A 22,044-nucleotide genomic window follows, 5' to 3' on the forward strand; every position below is an offset into this window, starting at 1 on the left:
GTAGCGCTTTCAGGCTGATGCGGAAGGGTGGTAGCAAAAAGCGACTCCAACGCCCGGCTACGACCGGCTGCTCCGGCGGATTGCTGCTGCCACGCCGCCCCGCTGTCGGTCGGCTTTCCGCACAACTCGCCGAACCCATTGCAACTGCGATGGCGGGAACCACTGCGATAGATGAGGTCTCCATACTTCTCGCCTTCGCGTCAAAGCTGTCAGACATACACGGGCTTGGCAGATCCACCGCCGCGCAAGGGCTGCCCTGCGTGCTGGACAAACAAGTTATGGAGCCGCCTTCTAATCAGCCTGCCACCGTCAGAGATAGTGGTATTCCATGACTTGGCCAGCCTTCGGGATATCAACGGTCACGGAAATGATCCTCTAGGCCCTTATCCAAGATTTTGCCAAGCTCTTCCGACATCTCGGCCACATCAACAGCAATCTGATGATAGGCTCTTCCCGTGAGCGCCTCGTAGCGTTCCATCGACATGACAACATAGCGAAGCTTGCGATGCCCGGTTATGGCGACCGGAGCGACGGTCGCGGCCTCGAATAGATCGCCTGCCGTCCGGGTTAGGTCTGCTGCTTCGAACTCTCGCATCGGGCCCTCCGTCTGTTAGAATAACAAGAATATACAGAAATTCTTAATATTCTGCATGACTGCCTGTTTAGCATTTGATCCTCATCCGACGCACGAGTTTTGATCTGAAACCGGGCGATAACACCGCATGTTGCGTATTGGCCTTCCTCGAAGCTGCCGCCCGGCGTGGTCTACTTCAGCAGCATCGAAACTGATAGCAGGCCCAGGCAGTAGCTTAAATCAGCCGGAAATTTGTCCATAAGTTGGGGAGTAGGTCAGATCGTTTCCGCCGACGCGTTGTCATAGCTGCGGTGGACGCCAATCCATCCCTTCAGCAGCATCGCCACTTGCTACAGAAAACTCCGCTTGCGTGACCAGGAGGTGCGCAGCATTGCTGAGCTGGCACGGCCGCTCAAGGGCAGTCAGAACACCATCCGCCGAGCGTAGCGTCAGCCCTCCAGCGGATAGTTCAGCGTAGAAGACGGACGCCACTGCACGGCGCCCGAGAGCACCGTCGGGTTGCGGGCGAAGTCCTCAAGCACGCGAGCCGCAATCTCGCCCGACACGCAGGACCCAACACAGACCGCGTCCTCGACCGGGTGATCAATGAACTCGTCCAGCCGCGAGGCGTCGCCGACCGATACCATTTCTCTCTGATCCCGGATCGCCTCGCCACCTTTACGGAACCACATTATCGAGAAGCCGTAGGGGTCGGCCCAAATTATGCCCAATCTCAGATCCGGAATTTCTGGCGGCGGTGCTTTCGGGCGGATGAGCAAAACCGAAAGCTTTCTCCAGATTCCCAAGTCGGTGGTGAGAAGCGCTTGGCGGACAGCCTCATAGACGCCAAGCGGTGATTGGCGGGGCCATAGCTCTGCTGTAGTAAGCTCATACATCATTTCAAACCCCCACCAGCTGTCCACCTTCAAACGTGTAGACATTCCCATCCGCCGTCTCGATGGTCAGCGTTTCAATGCCCATCTCCTGTGCGAGACGTCCAAGCTCGCTCTTGCAATTAAAGCAAGGTTCACGATCCACGTAGATCGTCACCTCGCTGTAGCCATCCGGCAGCTTGGTCCCTGGTGCGCCAGGCAGGCCCGTGACCGGGTCTCTTGTGACCTCGGCATGCATGTTCATCAACGCATTAGCCTCGGCGTGGAACATCGTTGAACGATCGAGGCGCTCGGACGGATGGGTACTATAACCGAGCTGATCGGCCCAGCTGCGTTGCAGTGCCGTGCCTTCGCCTTCGCTATAGTTGTGCGAATTGACGCCAGAATAGACTTGGCCGTCTGGCCCGATGACCACGCCCGCAGTCCCGTTGTTCGTGCCGCCGGCGTTCGAGATCGGCGGGCTGGCCCCGGTGCGCATCGCCTCGACGGCGTCGAACGCCCGGTCGCGGTTGGTGGTCCCGGTCGAATTATCGTAGCCTTGCTGCGCGGAGGACGACAGGTCGCCGACGCTATGGTTGCCACGCGGCGGCTTGTGGTGAAGCGAGACCGTCGCGCCCTCAGCGCCGATCTGCACCACCAGCCCCGGTGTGTTCGCGCCAGAATCAACCCGCCGGATTTCCAGAAGATCTTTGAGGTCAGCTGGCGTCAGTGGCCCATCCCGGCTCAGCAGCTGATTGATCCGCGCCTCGCTGCCCGGCGCCCGGACGATCTGGTAATCGGCGGAGTTCAAATGCTCGGTTTCCGGCCGACTGCTGTTGTAATCCGCGATAATGGTGGCAAGGTCGAGCCCGGCCCGCTCGGCCAGTTGGTTGCCAGTCGAAAGCCGCGCAACCCAGCCGTTTGGGTCGGCCTCGGCATTGGCCATGCGGTTCTGCTGAAAATCTAGCGCCTGACCCAACTCCTCGCGCCGGGCGTTGATGGCACCCATCTCAGCGGCGGTGAGGTTCGTTCCGGCCGCCCGCTCGGCCAGCTGGCCCAGTTCTGTGTCGATCTTCTGCAGTTCGAACTGGGCTTCCCAAGCTGCCGTACCCGGCCGGGGTGCGTCGCCGGTGCCCTGAAGCAGCCCCTGCAGCCGAGCGGACAGGTTGGTCGTCCGCTCCATCTCGGCGGCGATACCGGAATGGAAGGCGATCTCCTCGCGGGTGGCATTGGGACCAGCCTCGAGCCAATAGCGGCGTCCACCAGTGGCGGTTGCCTCGTGCCTGACCCGCACCTCACTACCCATGTCGGCATTCTGCTGCACCGCATACGGTGTGCCGAACTGCAGCTGATTTGCCGTGGCGTTGAAGTTATAGGCATCACTGAACTTGCCGCCGCCGACCCTAGCGCTGGCGGTGGTGACGCCACCCCAAAAGGCGAGGTTTAGCATTGCGCTCGCCCGGTCGCCGGTCGACATCTGGTCCCAGTTGGTCACCAACTGGCCGAACTGGTGACCGACGACGGCGGTATCGGCCGCCGTTCCGGTAACGTTCGCGGCGGCAAAGCCACGTGCGGCGACGGCGCCCATGCGACCGGCACCGAACAGCGCCCCGGCCCCGCCGACCGCACTTGCTCCACTGGCGACGAGTTCCAGCCACTGTCCGCGCGTTTCGGGATCGCTCAGATCGGTCAGATCATGGCCCTTGTCGGCGCGATCGGCGATGTCGATGCCGACCTGCGTGGCCTGCCAGCCCGCAGCACCGACACCCCCGGCCAGCAGGATCGCGCCCGCGGTACCTCCCGTTCCCACCACAAGCACGCCGAGCGCTGCGATGCCCGCGGCCATGGCGATGCCGTTACCGACATTCCGCACATGCTCCCAAGTCGTATCGGCGACATCGGGGGTGTTGCCGGTGACGATACTGTCATTCACCAGGTTCAGGCTCTCAACATAGGCCATCTCGCCTTCCGGCAGCTCGTTGGTCTGCTCCCAGTCGGCAACACTGTCATACTGATTGCCTTCGTGATCGACGATTCGCGTCCCGTCCTCAGTCTCAATCCGGAAGACTGGGACTGTCATCGCCCCCTCGCCCTGCTTGGTCACGGTGACCGGCACGATTTGCATGTCAACTGGCTCGCGCCCGCCATTCGCGGCGGTCAGCGCTTCGACAACATTGTTGATCTGCTCGTTGTCGGCGCCGTAGAACTGGTAGTTGACCCCTTGGTCCATCCAGCTGTCATCGCCTTCAGGCGGCAGGTTGTCCGGCTGGACACCCATTGACTGACCGATGGCGTTGCGCAGCGCCTCTCCGGCAAGCTGTTCGGTCCCGGTTCCGCGCGAGCGGTAAGCAGCGGTCGCTGTCTCACCCAGCCACTCTGCCACAACTGGGCTTTCCAGCCCATCGGCGGTGGAGTCGACAGTGAACGCGGGATCGGTGGCCATCTGCTGCGCCAAAGCCAGCCGCAGTTCCGGCGGCTGTTGATCGCCCAGGACCGTGTAGGCCATGTGCGACCCGCCTTGCAGGATGTATTCCATGCGCTCGATGGCGGCATCGCGCGTAAGAACGTCGAAAGGTGTGTCACCGGGGTTGTAGACCGCGCCGAGTGCGCGGCCCATCTGCCGATACCATTCGCTGTCGCGCATTCCGGAATCGTCAAAGGACTGCACCAGCATCGCCTCGACCATCGGCTTCGCCATAGCAAGATCGACTCGGCCATCGGCGACTGCAGCTAGAAGCGGGGCCTGTTCGCTGCTCTCCCACGTGGCCGCAATGACGCCGAGGCGCGTCTCCGCGCCCTCGAAGGCTTCAATTACGGCGACAGGATTGGTCTGTGCTGCATCGCGGATCACGGCGGCGTCCAGTGCGCTGCGGTCGTAATCGGCGTCGGTCTCGCCCCGCGCCACCGATGCGGCCTCGCTTGCGCCAACCGCATTCGCCGCGGCTGTGTTGAGCGCGCTTACCACCTGTGGATGGCCCTCGATCCCGTTGTCAGGGTTTGGCGCTAAAGCTGCCTGAGCATCGTTCCAAGCGTCGACGTTGTCCGTCTCACTCCATGCAGCAAAGGCTTGCTGTGCCAGGTAGTTGCGTTCCTGCGGAGTCAGCGGACCAAGGTCACCTTCGCTCGTCAGGGCGGCGGTTATATTGTCACCTCCTTTCTGCTCGTCGTGGGCACCTAGACCAAAAAATCCGTCGTTTCGACGCGTCTCATTAGCGTGTTCGTCCACGAAACGGTCGATCTCAGCTTGCCGCTCTGGGCTGATCCCAGGTGTTATCTGGACTGCCGCGGCCTCGGGATCGGGACCGGTTTGTGCAGGCTGCTGCGGACTAGGTGCCGGCGTTGGTTGCTGGGGCGCGTGGGCAGATGAAGGTTGAGGTGACGGAGCGTGGATCTGCCGGGCGGTCGGTTCAGCAGTCCGATGGGGCCTCTGCGCGGGCGGCTCGGGACGCTTGGGAAAGGGCCGGGGAACGGGTTCAATGCCCATGGAGATACTCCAAGTCGTATAAACGGCAGAAAATCGCGGCTATCACACTTTAATAGTTAACTGGCATTAGGTCAGTTCTATGAAAAACGTTCGGACGTTCGACGCTCCGATCCAGCGCTGGCAAAGTTTTGCCACAGACCCCCACTCCACTCGGCAGGAAGTCGCTCTTGGGTCTGCTTTAGCCTGGGAAAGACGACTGGCGCACACGTCACTTTGTCTTCTGAAGAGTGCCTGTAAGCCCGCTCCGCACAGCTAGTATACACCGGCCACCGTTGGTCGATCAGGTGGCCGGACGGTATGCCTTTCAATCCATCAGTCAGGCGCCTCGACTAGGATCTTGACGTGGGACTTCTCTGAGACCAGGGCTTCGAAGCCCTCCGCCACGATGTCGTCAAGCGCGATGCGCTTGGTGACGAGCTGGTCTGCGCTGAAGTAACCTTGTGTCATGAGCGCCATGACCGCGGGGTAGACATTGCGATAGGCGATGGTCCCCTGCAGCTGGCGTTCCTTGAGAACGGCCGTGTTGGGTTGGAAGGATGCCTCCTTCTCCCAGATCGACACAATCAGGACCTGTCCTTCGTGGCGGGTGGCGTCGATGCACTGAGGCAGCACCTGTGGGACCCCCGTCACCTCGAAGGCGACGTTCACCCCTCCGGTGGCGGCACGGATGGTGTCGACCGCGTCGCTCTCCGTCGGGTCGATGACCGAGGTCGCGCCCAGATCGAGCGCCTTCTGGCGACGCACCTCGGATGGCTCGACCACATGGATTTCCGACGCACCCGCGACACGCAGCGCTTCGACCACCAAAAGGCCGATTGGCCCGGCACCGAAGACGGCCGCCTTGTCACCCGCCTTGATCCTGGACAGCCGGACGGCGTGGAGGGCAACGGCAGCCGGCTCGACCAGGGCGCCCTGTTCCATCGACAGGTCATCGGGCATCTTGTGGACCATGCGCGCGGGCACGACGCTGTGCGCGGCGAAACCGCCATGGCCGCCGGACAGGCCGACGAAGCCGAGGCTGTCGCAGAGGTTGTACTTGCCCTCCAGGCAGGCCGGACAGGTCCCGCAGGCAAAGATCGGCTCGATCGCGACGCGGTCGCCGATCGCGAGGTCGGTGACGCCGTCGCCCAGCTCGGTGACCGTGCCGCAATACTCATGTCCCATGGTGATCGGCGCCTTGTCGTGGCTCAGGGGGTGGTCTTCGTCCACGGGCACGAAGATCGGCCCCGCCAGGTATTCGTGCAGATCGCTGCCGCAGATCCCGGTCCACGCCACCTTGATCCCAACGTCTCCCGGGCCGGGTTTCGGCGCCGGGATGTCCTCGACGCGGATGTCCTTCACGCCATGCCAACGTGCTGCTTTCATGTCTTTTCTCCGATGTCAGAAAGGGTACGCCCGGCGGGAGGAGAGGCCGGGCGCGTGGTGCATCACGACAGGTGATGCACCTGCTGAAGGCCGTAGACAGGGGTGTCGATGCCTTCCATCCGGGCCTTCAACTGAAGCGCCAGGTACAGCGAGTAGTGGCGCGACTGGTGCAGGTTGCCGCCGTGGAACCAGAGGTTCTCCTGCTGGGTCGGCTTCCACATGTTGCGCTGTTCGCCCTCCCAGGGGCCGGGATCCTTGGTGGTGTCGGAGCCAAGTCCCCAGACCTTGCCGACCTTGTCGGCCACCTCCGGGCTGATGAGATCGGCAGCCCAGCCGTTCATGCTGCCGTAGCCCGTCGCCATCACCACCAGATCGGCATCGAGATGCGTGCCGTCCGACAGCACCACGCCGGTTTCGTCGAAGCGCTCCACCTGTCCTTTCACCAGCTTCACCTCGCCGTCGATGATCAGCTGACTGGCACCCACGTCGATGTAGTAGCCGGACCCGCGGCGCAGGTACTTCATGAAGAGGCCCGAACCGTCATCGCCCCAGTCGAGATCGAAACCGGCCTTCTCGAGCCCGGCATAGAACTCGGCATCGCGCTCCTTCATCTGGTCGTAGAGCGGGATCTGGAACTCGTGCATGATCCGGTAGGGCAACGAGGCGAAAACCATGTCGGCCTTCTCGGTCGTCATGCCGCTGGCCACGGCCTCCTCGGAGTAGAGCGCGCCAAGGCCGATCTCCATGAGACTGTCGGATTTCACGATATGGGTGGAAGACCGCTGCACCATCGTCACCTCCGCGTCCGCCTCCCAGAGCGCGGCGCAGATGTCGTGAGCGGAGTTGTTGGAGCCGACCACCACCACCTTCTTGCCGGTCCATTCATCCGGGCCGGAATGCTGCGAGGAATGCTGGATGGTGCCCTCGAAGCTCTCCATTCCCGGAAAGGTCGGCATGTTCGCCTTGCCCGACATGCCCGTCGCAAGCACCAGCTGGGTCGGCCGCAGAGTCACCTCCTCGCCGTCTCGGTTGACCTTGACCTCCCATGTGCCGCTGGCTTCGTCGTAGCTGGCCTTTTGCACCTCGGAGCGGGTCCAGTAATTGATCTCCATGACCTTGGTGTACATCTCGAGCCAATCGCCCACCTTGTCCTTGGGCGTGAAGACCGGCCAGTTGTCCGGGAACTTGATGTAGGGCAGGTGGTCGTACCAGATCGGATCGTGCAGGCAGAGCGACTTGTACCTCGACCGCCACTGATCGCCGGGACGGTCGTGCTTGTCGAGCACGATGGTCGGAACGCCAAGCTGCCGCAGCCGTGCGCCAAGCGCGATGCCACCCTGACCGCCGCCGATGATCACGGTATAGGGCTGCTCGGTGTAGCCGAGCTCTGCTGCCTCCGCCTCGCGCTTTTCGGTCCATGACCTGCGGTTCTTGGAGGCGCCGTGCTCGGCCCCCATCGGGCGGCGTTTGCCCCGGCTTTCCTCAAAGCCCTTCAGCTCCTGCAGCGCGGTGAGCAGCGTCCAGATACGGCCATCTTTCATGCGCATCAGGCCCCAGCCCCTTCCAACGGCGGTCTCGAACGTGACCCAGGCGGTGATGACGCCGCCGTCCTCTGCAGGAAGCTCGCCCTGCTGGATTGCAAAGCTGCCGGGCGCCGTGTGTCTGAGCTGCGCCGCAAGCATGTCCTGCACACCTGCGGGCCCTTCCACGGTCTTGAGGTTCCAGGTCACGGCAACCAGGTCACGCCAGTAGCTGTCGGTGGCAAACAGGGCGCTGGCGGCCTGTGCGTCGCCCTCCTCCAGGGCGGCGTTCAGACGGTCCAGCGTGCCTTGCACCTGGCTTGTGATGGTCGAGTCGAGCATTGCATATCCTCCTCATAGGCAATGTGATGAGGAGAGTGTGGCGAGCGCGCCCGCCCTTCGGCCACGTGAATCCGACAGTTTTGGCTGTCCCTGAGATTGCAGCACCGCAGCATGTTGCAAACGCAACGCAGCGCAACGCGTCAGCTCGGCGCGCGCAACCCTTGCTTGCGGATACGGCGAAGCACCGTCGAGCGGTTGACCCCCAACCGCCTCGCGGCGCGGGCCATGTTCCAGTTGCAAGCGTCAAGCACGGTCTCAAGGCTCTGCTCCTGATTGCTGGCACGGGGAGGCTCGGGCAGATCCGGCAGATCGATCACGTCGCCTTCGGCCAGGACACAGGCCACGTCGAGCACATTGCCCAGCTCGCGCAGGTTGCCCGGCCAATCGCGGGCCATCAGTTCCGCGCGGGCCGAGGGCGTGAGACGCATCTCGCCGCCGGACCGCCGCCGCAACAGCCGCTCGATGAGCCAGCCAAGATCCTGCCGCTCGCGCAACGGCGGCAGCTCGAAGACCGCCCCGGCGAGCCGGTGATAGAGCGCGCAGGACAGCATCTCGTGCGACAGAAGGGCACTTGGCGAGAGGCCGCTGGTTGCGATCGGTCGTAGGTCGGAATGCGCATCCAGAAGACCGGGCAACGCAAGGGCGGCTGTCTCAGAAAGGTCCTCGATTCGCCGAAGCAGCAGCGTCGCAGGTCGGGGCTGCGCCTCGATCACCGAGGCCATCTCATCGGCCGGCATCCCGGCGCAGTCCAGTGTAACGAAGCCGCCCCGCCTGGAGGCCATGTGAACGGCGCGGGCGAGCTTTGTCTTGCCGCTGCCGCTCTCTCCGCAAAGCAGCAGCGGAACCTCCGTCGGCGCGAGCCGTTCGACGCGGGACAAGAGGCGGTCCATGCTGGGATCACTGCCCGCAAGCCCGGTCAGGACGCCACCGGAGGTGCGCGAGACCCTCGCCCCCGGTGGCCGACGCGGGGCCTGCGGCGCGATCGCATGACCGAAGACCGCACCGCCATCGCCAAGCGCCACGACACGCTCTTCGGTCGGGCGATCACGCATCAGGTTGGGAAGGTCGTCGACGCTGATCCCGAGCAGACCGTCAATCCTCTCTCCGATCAACGGCCTCCCACGCGAGAGCATCCGTATCGCTGCATGGGTGGCTCCGATCACCCGGCCCGAGCCATCCAAGGCAACCGCGCACTCCGGGTCCACATCAAGGAACTCCGGGCTGGAGGAGAACCTCAAAACCCATTCGCGACGGCTCGCCGCCATCAGGTTGGCCATCTCGACCCGCCGCGCCGCCGCTGTCACCAGAGACATCGCAAGGTTCTGGCTGCTTTTCGGGGACGGCGAGCGCAGTAACGAGATGTCGAGCACAGCGGCCAATTGACCGAGGCTGTCGTAGATCGGAGCAGAGGTACACGAGAGCGCGGTATGGGCATTGCCGAAATGATCGTCCTGATGGATCGTGACCGGCTCGCCGGTCACGATGCAAGCGCCCACGCCGCAGGTTCCGGCAAGATCCTCGGACCAGTTCGAGCCAAGATAGAGCCCAGCTCCGCGAAGTTCATCAGCAAAGAGGCTGTCGCCGAAGAAGTCTACGCAGACCCCTTTCGCATCCGTCAGCAGCAGAACGTAATTCTGCCCCGCCACCTGGCGGAAAAGGGTCTGCAAGCTCGACCGCGCCGCCCCGATCATCCAATCGGCCTGCTCCTGATGGGTGCGAAGCTCCGTGTCGGTCACGATATGGGCCGGCTCGTTGCGGGTGGGGTCCATGCCATACAGCTCGACGCACCGGCGCCAAGACGCATCCACATAACTGTCCCGACCAGAGGCCTGACCATTCAGGACGTGGGCAATTTCCTCTACGTGATACCGCTCGATCATCAGACCTCTCCCTGATCTACATGGTACAATCAAAAGCTCCTTTGCCCATGCAGGATTTTGGTATGAGGGATCAGCCCTGTCGATCTGAAAGCGAAGGACAGCTCATAGACGTGTGAATTGGGCCATTCGCTTCGTTAGGCGCTGGCCTCGGCCAGGTCCGATATCTGCGCATTGCCACGCTCGACCCGCCGAAGGCTGCGCATGCACCGAACGGCAGGAAGGTCCGCTCTGCCGGCCTTGGCGCAGGAAAAATGCTGCGCGATCCACGATTGGCCGGTTTGGTGAAGCCGCACCGCAGAGATCGGCCAGAGACTGAACGGCAGCTCTGGGCCGCGAGCGCCATGCTATACCGCCAAAGTGATTTGGCTGCACGCCGCTCGACCGCTTCGAGCCCATTTCCACTAATGAAACACTCTGGCAAAATCCTGTCATACAGCGAAATCGGGACGGGTCTCGTGACGCCTCATATTCTTTGGTCTGGTCGATTTCCGGCAGCCAGCAACCAGATCAGAATGACCGACGCTGTCCAAGACAGTCGCTTCTCCATCTACAATTCGAGATCCAGCAGGGCCTGCCGCATGACGTGCGGATCGACATCCACACCGGTCCAGTATTTCATTCCAATCACGCCCTGCTGCACCAGCATCCCGAGCCCGTCGACGGTCTTACAGCCGCGATCCTTGGCGGCCTGAATCAGGCGTGTCAGGGGCGGGTTGTGAATGCCGTCGGCAACGACCATCTCGGGCGTCAGGCTGTCGGTGTCGATGTCGGGCATTGCGTCGACGTCGGGATACAGACCGACGGATGTGGCATGAATCACGATATCCGAGCCGGACGGCACGACGAATGTGCCCTCCCACGACGTGTAGCTTGCCTGCGTGTCCGTGCGGCCGTTCAGCAGATCGACGACCACTCGCCCCCGCTCCGCGCTGCGGTTGACGACGGTGATCCGCGTGGCGCCGGCCAGCGCCATCTCGACCGCAACCGCCCGCGCCGCACCGCCCGCACCGAACAGGACGACGGATTTGCCCGCCGGATCCACGACCGTTTTCAGCGCCGCGACAAAGCCGCGCCCGTCGGTGTTTTCACCGATCAGCCGGTCACCGTCGCGCACGATGGTATTGACGGCTCCTATGATCTCGGCCGATTTTCCCAACCCATCGAGGTGGTCGATCACGGCGACCTTGTGCGGGATGGAACAGTTGAAGCCGCGCCAGCCCATCGCCCGCGCGCCGCGCACCGCGTCTGCCAGATCGTCGGGCGAGACCTCGACGTTGATGTAGCGCCAATCGAGACCGTGATGGCGGTAGGCGGCCTCGATCATCGCGACGGTCGGGTTCTCGGCTGCGGGTTGTGCGAAGGAACCCGTCAGGGGCAACAGGAAGTTCATGGGGTGTGTCCTTTCAGATGGCGCGGGCATTGCGTAGATGCGCCCCGACCCGAAGCGCCTGGGCTGCGATGGTCAGGGCGGGGTTCAGCGCGGCGGATGAGGGAAAGAACCCCGCGTCCACCACGTAAAGGTTCGGATGATCATGCGCGCGGCACATGGCGTTTAGGGCTGATGTCGCCGGATCATCGCCCATCCGCACCGTGCCGCATTGGTGCGAGGGGGCCTGAATGCCGAAGCTGTGACGCAGAACGACCGGGAACCCTGCCCGGCGCAGCACATGCCTGACATGGCGCACGAACCGGTCATGGGCGGCCCGCCCGCCGGGGCGGTAATCGACCTGCACCCGGTCACCGTCCAGAAGGCGCACTCGGCTCTCGCGGTCGGGCAGATCCTCGCCCATCGCCAGCACGTCGACGGAATGGCGGCCCAACCAGTCGGCCGCGGCACGCGGCGTTCTGGGATACGTTGCACGGATCATCGCACCCTGGATATTGCCGAGCATCTGGATGTTGCCGCGCGCATCGGGATCATCTGGCAAACCGTGGTAGAAGTCATTCAACGACAGGGTTTTGGGGAACTTCGTGGTGTTTGTAGTGAAAGGCTTCACCCCCATCAGCCCGGTCAGGTGATGGTTCATCAGGTATCGGCCCACGACGTCGGACCGGTTGGCAATTCCGTCCGGTGCCGCCTCACAGGCGGACCGCAGCAGGATCAGAGCGGAATTGATCGCCCCCGCGCAGAGGGCGAAGACCTGCGCTTCCACGCGCAGGATCTCTCCGGACCGGAGCACCTCAGCGGCGACGATATGCTTGCCCTCGCCATCGGTGATCAGTCGCGTAACCTTTGCGTTGCGGTCCAGCCGCACGTCCGAATGCGCCAAAAGTGGGCGGAGCACGCGCTTATCCGCGTCACCCTTGGCGTCGAACCGGCAGGCAAAGGCATCGCAGGTGCCGCAGCGCCGGCAGGTGCCATCGGGGCCATAATCGATTGCAGATGGCATCGCAAATGGGTGCAGGCCCTGGGCGCGCAACCGATCCGACAGCGCGGCAATCACCGGCTCGTGCGGGATCGCGGCGTGGGGGAAGGCATCGCGGGGCGGCTCGGTCGGATCGACACCTGCCGCGCCGCGCACGCCATACAGGCGTTCGGCTGCGGCGTAGTATGGCGCAAGATCGGCGTAGCTGACCGGCCAGGCGGGGGATGTGGCGCCATCGATCTGCGTGTGCGTGAAATCACTTTCGCGGAACCGGAACATCGCAGTGCCGTAGAACTTCGTATGCCCGCCGACATAGTAGTATTGACCGGGCCGATAGGGTGCCCGCTTCGCGTCCACCCATTCATCCGTCGTCTTGTATCGGGACTGGACGAAAACCGCCTCTGCATCGCTGTTCTGCGGCTCATTCGGCAGATCGTCGCCGCGTTCGAGGATCAGGATTTTTGCGCCGCTGCCTGCGAGTTGATGCGCCACGGCAGATCCACCCACCCCCGACCCGATAATCGCGACATCCGTCCTAATGGTTTGCATCACGTCCTCCCCGGTTTCCGCTTCACAGATGCCAAGCCTTCACCGCGCGCACCATTCCCTATTGCCGCATATCCTTGTATGATTGCCGCATCTCAGCGCTACAGTTGAATGTAATGCCCATATCGCCACCCTACTTCGAGACCGTTGCCATCCCGCCGGACCGGTCCCTGCATGTCTTCGACCGCCGCCTGCCAGAGTTTCCGTTCAACTGGCATTACCATCCGGAATTCGAGCTGACCCTCACGGTGAACAGCCGCGGATTGTGCTTTGTGGGAGATCATGTCGGGCCCTACAACGATGGCGATCTTGTCCTGATCGCCCCCAATCTGCCGCACGCGTTTCAATCCCAAAACCTGATCGAGATTGCCGGCGACCATCGCGCCATTGTGTGCTGGTTCACCAGTGACTGGATCACCAGCCTGATCGGTCTGGTGCCAGAGCTTTCGCCCGTCACGCCGCTGCTTGCGCAGGCCCGGCGTGGATTGCGGTTCGGCGCACAAACGTCGGCGCAATTGCGAGACCGGATCCTGCAACTGGGTCAGATTGACAGCGTGGATCAGGTGATTGCCTTCCAAGCCATCCTTGCGACCTTGTCAGGATCTACTGACCGAGTGCCGCTGGCCAGCGGAGAGGTTACCGTCAGCGAGATGCCGCGCGACCGGGCGCGGATGCAGAAGGTGCTGGACCATTTGCATGCCCATTACGATGAACCGGTGCGGCTGGCCCCGCTGTGTGATCTTGTGCATCTGACCGAAAGTCAGCTGCAACGGATCTTCAAGCGCAGCGCCCGCATGTCCATCAGCGCCTATGTGCTGCAACTGCGGCTTGGCCGGGCGTGCCAAATGCTGATGCAGACCGACAGCCCCGTGGGCCTGATCGCAACCGAGTGCGGTTTCTCCGATGCCGCCGACTTCGCGCGCCGCTTTCGCAATGCCCGCAACATGACGCCAACGGCGTTCCGGACCGCAATCAGGGGGCAGGAGCTGAAATCTGTGCCAAAGCGAGGTCGGTCCGTCCGCCAAAGCCCGCAGACATAGGAGGCTCGCGCGACCTTTCCGAAAATCGTGCAATATTGGCAGGAATGTCCAATGTGATCCCGATTAGGTTTTTCTCTTTTGTGCGCGATTGCATGACCTCGTTGTCCCGCGTTGTGCGAGTTCGATGTTTCGGAACCCATGCAGGCGCAGCGAAAGTCCGGTCTGATGATGCCGCGCTGCGGCGTTAGTCGGCGAAGCAAAGGTCGGCAACGGGCCGCCAGTGACGGCGGCCCGGTCCATTAGATTTCAACACTTTCGGAGATGGCAAGCGCGTCTTCTAGGTCCACGCCCAGATACCGGACCGTGCTGTCCATCTTGGTGTGTCCCAGAAGAAGCTGAACGGCGCGCAGGTTCCCCGTCTTCCGATAGATCTCCGCGACTTTCGTCCGGCGCATGGAGTGAGTTCCGTAGGATGTGGGGTCCAGGCCGATGGATGACACCCAATCCCGAACGAGACGAGCGTACTGCCGTGTCGAGATGTGCAGGCGCTCATGGAAACGGCCCGGCCAGAGAAATTCCGAGCCGACCATCAACGGCTCTTCCATCCAGCGCGACAGCGATTTCCGCGTTCCTTCCGTGATCTCAAACCTGACCGGCCGTTGGGTCTTGCTTTGAATGATCGATGCACGTTCCTTGACCTGGCCGGAAGCGTAGACGTCGACGACCTTTAGTTTCACCAAGTCGCAGCCACGGAGCTTGCTGTCGACGGCCAAGTTGAAGAGGGCAAGGTCGCGATGGTTCCAGGCGATCTCTAGGCGAACGCGGATGGCCCAGACATGTTTCGGCAAAAGTGGGCGTTTCTGACCTATCAGGCGCCCCTTGTTCCAGGCAGGGCGGCAAGCGCGGATGGCAGGTAAGTTGGCAGTAGGCATGTTCTGTCCTCCAACCTCCTCGCCCAGCCTCGACACCAACCTCATGTTGGTGACACAGTATACCACATCAAGCCAGCCCACCGCGAAGGTCTGCTCCGAGCCCATTGCGGACGGTCAGGCTCTGTCTGGCGCTGCAGCGCAGCTTCATGAACCAGCCGTTCATGCTCGCCGCAGCAACCTTAGCAGGGAATGCTTGCTGATGCGGGCCGACCAACACGATACGGCACGGAGCCGCTAGGTTCAGCGGCTGATCGCCATTAAAGAAGGCCAACATGCCGCGCCGTGACGGTCGGTATACCGGGCACAATCTCATACACATTCAATTTAGGGCATGATAAGTTTACTTCGTGAAGAAGAACACCACACTCATACGACCTTTGGCCACAGGACGCTTCGTGACCAGGCCGTTGGGCAAGGGCAAAGCCGCGAAGTTCGCCAAAGTCCAGAATGTTACCACCAGTTCAAAGTCGGCCATTCAGAACTCCGCCGTGGTCCTGTTACTAGACCGGGCTATTTAAGCTCTTTTCTTTCACCCAAAAGTCCTTTGACGATCGCCCAGCATGCCCCCAGAAGGACAAGCGTGAATGGCAGGCCGGTTGAGACCGCCATTGCTTGCAGCGCGGTCAGCCCACCGCCAAGCAGCAAGGCGATTGCCACCAGACCTTCGAAGCTGCACCAGAAAATCCGTTGAGGGACGGGGGCGTGAACCTTGCCCCCTGCCGCGATGGTGTCGATGACCAACGAGCCGGAATCGGATGAGGTTACGAAGAACACGATGACCAAGATGATCCCGACGAAACTGGTGATCGCGGTCAAGGGAAGCTGAGACAGCATTTGGAACAACTGAAGCTCCAACGCTGCATCTGTCACGCCGGAGAAACCCTGAAGCGTGATCGAGATCGCCGTTCCCCCGAATGTGGTCATCCAAAGGACGGAAATCAGCGAAGGCACGATCAGCACGGCAATCAAAAACTGCCTGACGGTGCGGCCACGGCTGACGCGCGCAATGAACATGCCGACAAAGGGCGACCAGCTGATCCACCATGCCCAGTAGAAGGCAGTCCATCCCTGCCGGAAATTGTCGTCATCGCGACCGAACGGGTTCGAAAGCGGGATAAGATCGACGACATATGCCCCCAGATTTCCGAAGAATCCGGTCAGAATCTGCCAGGTTGGTCCCACCGCGATCACGAAAAGCAGCAAGATAAGCGCCAAGACCATGTTGATCTCTGACAGGCGCTTGACGCCTTTCTCGACGCCCAGCACGACCGACCCGGTCGCCACCGCAGTAATGATGACGATCAGGATGATCTTGGCCGCATCAGCGGTGCTCCACCCGAACAGGAAATGGAATCCCGCCGCAGCTTGTTCGGCACCGATCCCCAAAGACGTGGCAAGACCGAACAGTGTCGCCAAGACCGCAAGAACATCGATCACATGGCCGGGCCATCCCCACACCTTGTCCCCGAAAATCGGATAGAAAACGGAACGTAGGGTCAGCGGCAGTCCCTTGTTATAGGCAAACAGCGCAAGTGCGAGCGCGACGACGGCGTAAATTGCCCAAGGATGCAGCCCCCAATGAAAGATCGTCGCGGCCATCGCCAGCCTGCGCGCGCCAAGCTCGTCCCCCGGCGCGCCGTCCAGCGGGGCCCAGTCAGTTCGAACGCCGTTTTCCACCACAGGGCCGCCCAAGGCCGCGGTGAAATGTCCCAAAGGTTCGCTGACGCCATAAAACATAAGCCCGATCCCCATACCGGCCGCGAAGAGCATTGCAAACCAGCCCGTCAGGCTGAAATCAGGGGCGGCCTTCGGGCCGCCCAAGCGGATCGAGCCTAATGGCGACAGGATCAGGCCAAGACAAAGCAGAACGAACACGTTGCCAGCGATCAGGAAGAACCAGTCGAAGTTGCTGGTCACCACATCGCGCATGCTTGCAAAGAATGGCCCCAACGTATCGGGGAACAGCAGCGTTGCGGCGGTGAAGACGACAACCGCGACGGCAGAAACCATAAAGACCGGGTTGTGGATGTCGAATGCGACCGGCTTGACGCCCTCGATATTGTCCTGCCCGATCTCATAATCGGTTTCGATGATCTGCGTCGGGCCTTCTGGCTGCGGCAAAGCTTCGATGCCGGGATCAGGGATATGCTCTCCGGCCAGCGCGTCGCGTTCGCGACGCTCATCGTTATTGCGGTCGGGTTGAGATGGCTGTGACATGCGTCCCTTTCTGATTTGCGGATCGATCGGGCGCCGAAAGGATCGACTTGGCGCATCACGCGCCTCAGGTATCAGGGTTTCACATTCTGTTGATAATTACCATCCGGTTGCGACAGGATCTGTCGCCTATGCGGCCAATTGCGAAACTGATTTTGCGCTGGCGACGCGTGGTGATGTGAACCTAGCGAAAATAAAGGTTGGATAATCGCAGTTTTTCGAAGTCACGCTGTTGCGAGATTGCCGCCAAGTCGTCTAACGTTTCGGTAAGAAAAAAACAGGGAGAAATACCGTGAAATTCAAGGCTCTTCTGGCAATCGCCGCTGTCGTCGGCTCAGTCAGCCAAATTGCGTCCGCGCAAGAAATGTCGTTCTTCCGTATCGGAACCGGAGGCACAGCAGGGACCTATTATCCAATCGGCGGGCTGATCGCGAATGCGATCTCTAATCCTCCGGGGTCGCGCGCCTGCGATGACGGTGGCTCCTGCGGGGTGCCGGGCCTGGTCGCGACCGCCGTCGCATCGAACGGATCAGTGGGGAACGTAAACGCTATCAAGGGCGGCGCAATGGAGGCTGGTTTCAGCCAATCTGACGTTGCCTATTGGGCGCAGACCGGGACCGGCCTCTGGGAAGATCAACCGGCTGTCGAAAACCTGCGGCTGATCGCCAATCTCTACCCTGAAAGCATCCATCTTGTCGCGCGTTCTGATGCAGGAATCGCGACGGTTGCCGATCTTGCGGGAAAGCGTGTTTCGCTGGACGAACCGGGATCTGGCACGCTGGTCGATGCCAAGATCATTCTTGAAGCTTACGGTCTGTCGGAAGATGACGTGACCGCAGAATATCTGAAGCCCGATCAGGCCGCCGACCGGATGCGCGACGGGGCCATGGATGCTTTCTTCTTTGTTGGGGGCTATCCGGCAGGTGCCATCGCCGAGTTGGCGAGCCAGCATGATGTCGTGTTGGTGCCGATCTCTGGAGCAGAAGTGGATGCGCTGCGCGAAACCTACAACTTCTTCGCCACTGACACAGTTCCCGCGGGCACTTATGACGGCCAGGACGAAGACGTGGATACCATCTCGGTCGGGGCGCAGCTCGTCACCAGCGCGGATCAGCCCGATGAGCTGATCTATGGCATTACTCAGGCACTCTATAACGAGAACACCCAAAAGCTGTTCGCCGCCGGGCATGCAAAGGGCAAACTCATCACGCTGGATAGCGCGACCCAAGGCGCGGGTATCCCGTTCCACCCGGGTGCCGAACGATTCTACCAGGAAGCTGGCAAGCTGGACTGAACCTCACGGCATCGAATGAGGGCGCGGCCAGCAATGGCCGTTTCCTATCCCGTTGAGTTGCCTTGAAGGAAGAGAGTATGACCGAAGCTCCCCGCCAGCTTTCCGATGCAGAATTGCGCGCCTTGGAAGAGGAATACGATCCGGAAGCGCGCTTTCGGTCGGTCACGCGACCGGTCGCAATTCTAGCATCGGTGATCTTGTTTATTCTGTCCGTGTATCACTTCTACACGGCGGGCTTTGGCATTCCACGCGCGACAACGCATCGCGGTCTGCATATGGGCGTGTCACTGTTCGTCGTCTTCCTGACCTTCTCTTCTCTCGCCAGAAACCGGGATAAAACTGACGGCTTCGCCATTCTGGGCGTTCCCGTGCTGGACTGGGTGTTCGCCTTTGCAGGCGCGATCAGCGCCTTTTATGTGCCTTGGATCTACGACCAATTGGCGTTTCGCGTTGGAAATCCGCTGCCCATTGACATCATCATGGGAACGATCCTGCTGGTGACCCTGCTGGAAGCGGTGCGGCGCTCTATGGGATGGCCGCTCCCCGTCATTGCGCTTCTGTTCATCGCCTATGCCTATTTCGGCAAATCCATGCCGGGCATTTTGGTTCATCCGGGCGCCGACTGGGCAAACATTATCAACCACCTCTACCTGACCTCGCAGGGGATCTACGGCACCGCGCTTGGCGTCATTGCCACCTATGTGTTTCACTTCGTGCTGTTCGGGGTGATGGCGCAGAAGATCGGCCTTGGGCAGTTGTTCATCGACCTTGCTACTGCGCTGACAGGGCGCTTCGCCGGTGGACCGGCCAAAGTATCGGTCGTGTCATCGGCGATGCTAGGCACGATTTCTGGGTCATCGATTGCCAACACCGTCACGACCGGCGCGCTGACGATCCCGGCAATGATCAAGATCGGCTTCAAGCGCCATTTCGCCGCAGCAGTCGAAGCAGCGTCATCCACGGGCGGCCAGATCACCCCGCCAGTGATGGGCGCCGTGGCCTTCCTGATGGTCGAGTATCTGGGTATTCCGTTGCGAACGATCCTGATCGCCGCGATCGTGCCTGCCTTCATGCATTTCTTTGGTGTGTTGGTGCAGGTGCATCTTGAGGCGAAGCGCCTTGGCATTCGCGGATTGCGGGCCGAGGAACTGCCAAAGGCCGCCAAGGTGTTGCGCGAAGGCTGGTTGTCCGTCATCCCCCTGATCCTGCTGGTCTGGATGCTGATGTCCGGGCGCACCCCGTTCCTGTCGGCCTTCTCGGCCATTTCCGCCTGTATCGTGATCTATTTCATCCAACGGATCGTCGCCTCAGGCGTGATCGAAGGCATCAAGGAAAGCGTCGTCGGCGTGTTCGAGGGATTCGTTGCCGGTGCAAGGCAGTCGCTGGCGGTCACCGCCGCTGCGGCACTGGTCGGCGTTGTCATCGGCATCGTGACGCTGACCGGCGTGGGCTTCAAGATCGCCTTCATGGTGACCAGCGTGGCCCAGCAATGGGCGACATCCTTCCATGGTCTGCTGGCCATTCTGCCGTTCGAGCTTTTCAGTATTGAGACGCTAACCCTGCTGTTTACGCTTGTCATGACAGCGGTGGTCTGTGTGCTGATGGGTTGCGGCGTGCCGACAACAGCAAACTATATCATCATGGTTGCCGTCGCAGCACCTGTGCTGGGCATGATGAACGTAGAGCCGTTGGTCGCGCACTTCTTCGTCTTTTATTTCGGAGTCCTGGCAGACGTCACGCCGCCCGTTGCGCTTGCCGCCTATGCGGGGGCCGGGATTGCTGGCGCAAACGGCTTCAAGGCCGGAAACACCGCATTCCGGCTTTCGATGGGCAAGGCACTGGTCCCGTTCGTATTCGTGTTCTCACCCTCGCTGCTTCTGGTCACGCAATCCTTCACGGTTCCTGATTTCTTGCTCGCCTTCACCGGTGCCGTTCTCGGCATCATCGCGCTGTCTGCGGCGATCACGAATTGGCTTCTAGGGCCGCTGCTGAAGATCGAGCGCGTAATTCTTCCAATTGCTGCGCTGATGATGATCGCGCCCGAACTGATCTCAACACTTCTCGGCGCGGCGATCTTGGGGGCTGTGATCTTGCGGCAATATTTTGTTGGTATGCGTATGGACGCGAATCGAGAAGCTTCGCGGTAGCTCAATATCACCTGCGGTTAAGAAACCTCTATAGGGCAGGGGGCCGTCCAAGTGCTCGATGCAGCTGATCTTTACAGAATGCGCATTCTGTTAAGCGTTCGCTATGGCTTACGGCATCGCTTCCGGCCCATTGCGGTCGGTCGTCCCCCGATTGATGCTGCCATGCAGCTTCCCGAGAGCAGACGTTCGTGCTTGGCGCAACGAAATCGGCAGGTCACAGTCTGCTATGCGGACCAAGCTGCCGTCCGATGCACTGCCGCATTTCTCGCCTGTGGTTGGCCTACGACAACAGGGTCAGTACTACGCCTCCGAGTGCAGCCAGCTGCACAACCAGCCAAGGAGATGCTTTCCATGCCATCAGCGCGACGAAGCATGCCAAGGCGAGAGCGAAGTCTCGCATGTTGCCGATCGCACTGGTGAACACGGGCGAATAGAGCGCAGCGCCCAGGATGCCGACGACGGCGGCATTTGCCCCTTGCATGGCCGACTGCGCCTGCGGCCTGGCCCGAAACCCGTCCCAGAAGGGCAGGACCGCGATCAGCAACAGAAAGCCCGGCAGGAACAGGGCTACCAGGGCCAGTGTGGCACCAATGATGCCGTTCGGCTCAGGCCGAAGAACTGCACCAAGATAGGCCGCAAAGGTGAACAGCGGGCCGGGGACAGCCTGTGCCGCGCCATAGCCTGCAAGGAACTGATCAGGGGACACCCACCCCGGTGCCACGACCTCGGTCTGCAGCAGGGGCAGGACGACGTGTCCCCCACCAAAGACCAGCGATCCTGCACGGTAGAAGCTGTCCAACAGGGCCCATCCTTGCGAGAGTCCGGCCAGCAGGGGAAGGCCCAGCAGTAGGACGGCAAAGGCTGTCAACGCTATGCCGGCCTGGTTCCTAGTAACGGGCAGGGTGATGTGCCCTCCAACAGGGCTGGCCGATCCACGGTCCAGCAACAGACCCGCAACTGCGCCCATGACGATTGCGCCGATCATACCGACCGCGCCCGGAAGGAAAGCCAGCAGGGCTATCGCAATCACGGCGATCACGGCGCGCTCTCGGTCGGGGCACAGGCTGCGTGCCATGCCCCAGACCGCCTGTGCCACGATGGCAACGGCGACGATCTTCAGCCCGTGAAGCGCGCCTGTGCCGATCGGACCGGACACCGAGGCGGCAGTCAGGGCAAAGACCAGCAGGATCAGGGTCGATGGCAAGGTGAAGGCCACGAACGCCGCAAGTGCCCCCAACCATCCGGCGCGCATCATCCCAAGGGCAAAGCCAACCTGCGACGACGCGGGGCCGGGCATGAACTGACAAAGCGCTACAAGATCTGCGTAGGCCTGGTCAGATAGCCAGCGCCTGCGGGTCACAAGCTCCTCGCGGAAATATCCCAGATGAGCAATCGGCCCGCCAAAGGACGTCAGGCCCAGCTTGAAAAAGGCACCGAACACCTCGGCTGGCGTGCCTGCATTGGAAGTATTGTCAGGTCGGTTCATCACGAGTTCGGCTCGCCTTTCAGTTTCTTCAAGCGGACGCGC

At 61.6% G+C, this 22,044-nt stretch carries 15 protein-coding genes; 3 read left to right on the forward strand and 12 right to left on the reverse strand.

The window, feature by feature from the left end; translation table 11 throughout:
- Positions 1–352 precede the first annotated feature (352 nt).
- From JJJ17_RS19200 to JJJ17_RS19235, 8 genes are all read right to left on the reverse strand, one after another.
- On the reverse strand, positions 353–595 hold the full coding sequence (locus JJJ17_RS19200) for a type II toxin-antitoxin system prevent-host-death family antitoxin (RefSeq protein WP_200689371.1): 243 nt from the start codon (positions 593–595) through the stop codon (positions 353–355).
- A 428-nt stretch (positions 596–1,023) separates the two neighbouring features.
- Positions 1,024–1,266: a hypothetical protein gene (locus tag JJJ17_RS19205; protein WP_200689373.1), complete on the reverse strand. Its 243-nt coding sequence runs from the start codon at positions 1,264–1,266 to the stop codon at positions 1,024–1,026.
- A gap of 208 nt (positions 1,267–1,474) precedes the next feature.
- On the reverse strand, positions 1,475–4,672 hold the full coding sequence (locus tag JJJ17_RS20660; protein WP_200689374.1) for a DUF4781 domain-containing protein: 3,198 nt from the start codon (positions 4,670–4,672) through the stop codon (positions 1,475–1,477).
- A gap of 570 nt (positions 4,673–5,242) precedes the next feature.
- Positions 5,243–6,295: a 2,3-butanediol dehydrogenase gene (locus tag JJJ17_RS19215; RefSeq protein ID WP_200689376.1), complete on the reverse strand. Its 1,053-nt coding sequence runs from the start codon at positions 6,293–6,295 to the stop codon at positions 5,243–5,245.
- 62 nt (positions 6,296–6,357) lie between these two features.
- Positions 6,358–8,157 carry an NAD(P)/FAD-dependent oxidoreductase gene (locus tag JJJ17_RS19220; protein WP_200689377.1) on the reverse strand — a complete coding sequence of 600 codons (1,800 nt, stop codon included), beginning with the start codon at positions 8,155–8,157 and terminating at the stop codon, positions 6,358–6,360.
- Positions 8,158–8,297: 140 nt separating this feature from the next.
- Positions 8,298–10,037, reverse strand: a complete 1,740-nt coding sequence (locus tag JJJ17_RS19225; RefSeq protein ID WP_200689378.1) for a sigma-54-dependent Fis family transcriptional regulator — start codon at positions 10,035–10,037, stop codon at positions 8,298–8,300.
- 547 nt (positions 10,038–10,584) lie between these two features.
- Positions 10,585–11,427 (reverse strand): shikimate dehydrogenase, encoded by an 843-nt coding sequence (aroE, locus tag JJJ17_RS19230; RefSeq protein ID WP_200689380.1) that lies wholly within the window; start codon positions 11,425–11,427, stop codon positions 10,585–10,587.
- Between the two features lie 13 nt (positions 11,428–11,440).
- Complete coding sequence (locus tag JJJ17_RS19235) at positions 11,441–12,952, reverse strand: GMC oxidoreductase (RefSeq protein ID WP_101753546.1); 1,512 nt, start codon at positions 12,950–12,952, stop codon at positions 11,441–11,443.
- 113 nt (positions 12,953–13,065) lie between these two features.
- Here JJJ17_RS19235 and JJJ17_RS19240 point away from each other — a divergent pair, with 113 nt between their 5' ends.
- Positions 13,066–13,989, forward strand: coding sequence for a helix-turn-helix domain-containing protein (locus tag JJJ17_RS19240; protein ID WP_101753545.1), 924 nt, complete (start codon positions 13,066–13,068; stop codon positions 13,987–13,989).
- 239 nt (positions 13,990–14,228) lie between these two features.
- Here the strand turns inward: JJJ17_RS19240 and JJJ17_RS19245 are convergent, their stop codons facing one another.
- From JJJ17_RS19245 to JJJ17_RS19250, 3 genes are all read right to left on the reverse strand, one after another.
- Entirely contained in the window at positions 14,229–14,861 is a 633-nt protein-coding gene (locus JJJ17_RS19245; RefSeq protein ID WP_200689382.1) for a tyrosine-type recombinase/integrase, read from the reverse strand.
- A gap of 340 nt (positions 14,862–15,201) precedes the next feature.
- Positions 15,202–15,336, reverse strand: coding sequence for a hypothetical protein (locus JJJ17_RS20600; RefSeq protein WP_267911170.1), 135 nt, complete (start codon positions 15,334–15,336; stop codon positions 15,202–15,204).
- 35 nt (positions 15,337–15,371) lie between these two features.
- Positions 15,372–17,078, reverse strand: a complete 1,707-nt coding sequence (locus JJJ17_RS19250; RefSeq protein WP_234464217.1) for a BCCT family transporter — start codon at positions 17,076–17,078, stop codon at positions 15,372–15,374.
- A gap of 289 nt (positions 17,079–17,367) precedes the next feature.
- Between JJJ17_RS19250 and JJJ17_RS19255 the strand changes: the two genes are divergently transcribed.
- The gene (locus tag JJJ17_RS19255; protein ID WP_200689383.1) at positions 17,368–18,369 is read left to right on the forward strand and encodes a TAXI family TRAP transporter solute-binding subunit; all 1,002 of its coding nucleotides are present in this window, start codon (positions 17,368–17,370) and stop codon (positions 18,367–18,369) included.
- 77 nt (positions 18,370–18,446) lie between these two features.
- Positions 18,447–20,516 (forward strand): TRAP transporter permease, encoded by a 2,070-nt coding sequence (locus JJJ17_RS19260; RefSeq protein WP_200689385.1) that lies wholly within the window; start codon positions 18,447–18,449, stop codon positions 20,514–20,516.
- A 280-nt stretch (positions 20,517–20,796) separates the two neighbouring features.
- Here JJJ17_RS19260 and chrA read toward each other — a convergent pair whose 3' ends face one another.
- A complete protein-coding gene (gene chrA / locus JJJ17_RS19265; protein ID WP_200689386.1) occupies positions 20,797–22,002 on the reverse strand; it encodes a chromate efflux transporter in 1,206 nt (401 codons plus the stop codon).
- Positions 22,003–22,044 lie beyond the last annotated feature (42 nt).

Source organism: Paracoccus caeni (assembly GCF_016629665.1).
In the GTDB taxonomy this organism is placed as follows: Bacteria; Pseudomonadota; Alphaproteobacteria; order Rhodobacterales; family Rhodobacteraceae; genus Paracoccus; species Paracoccus caeni.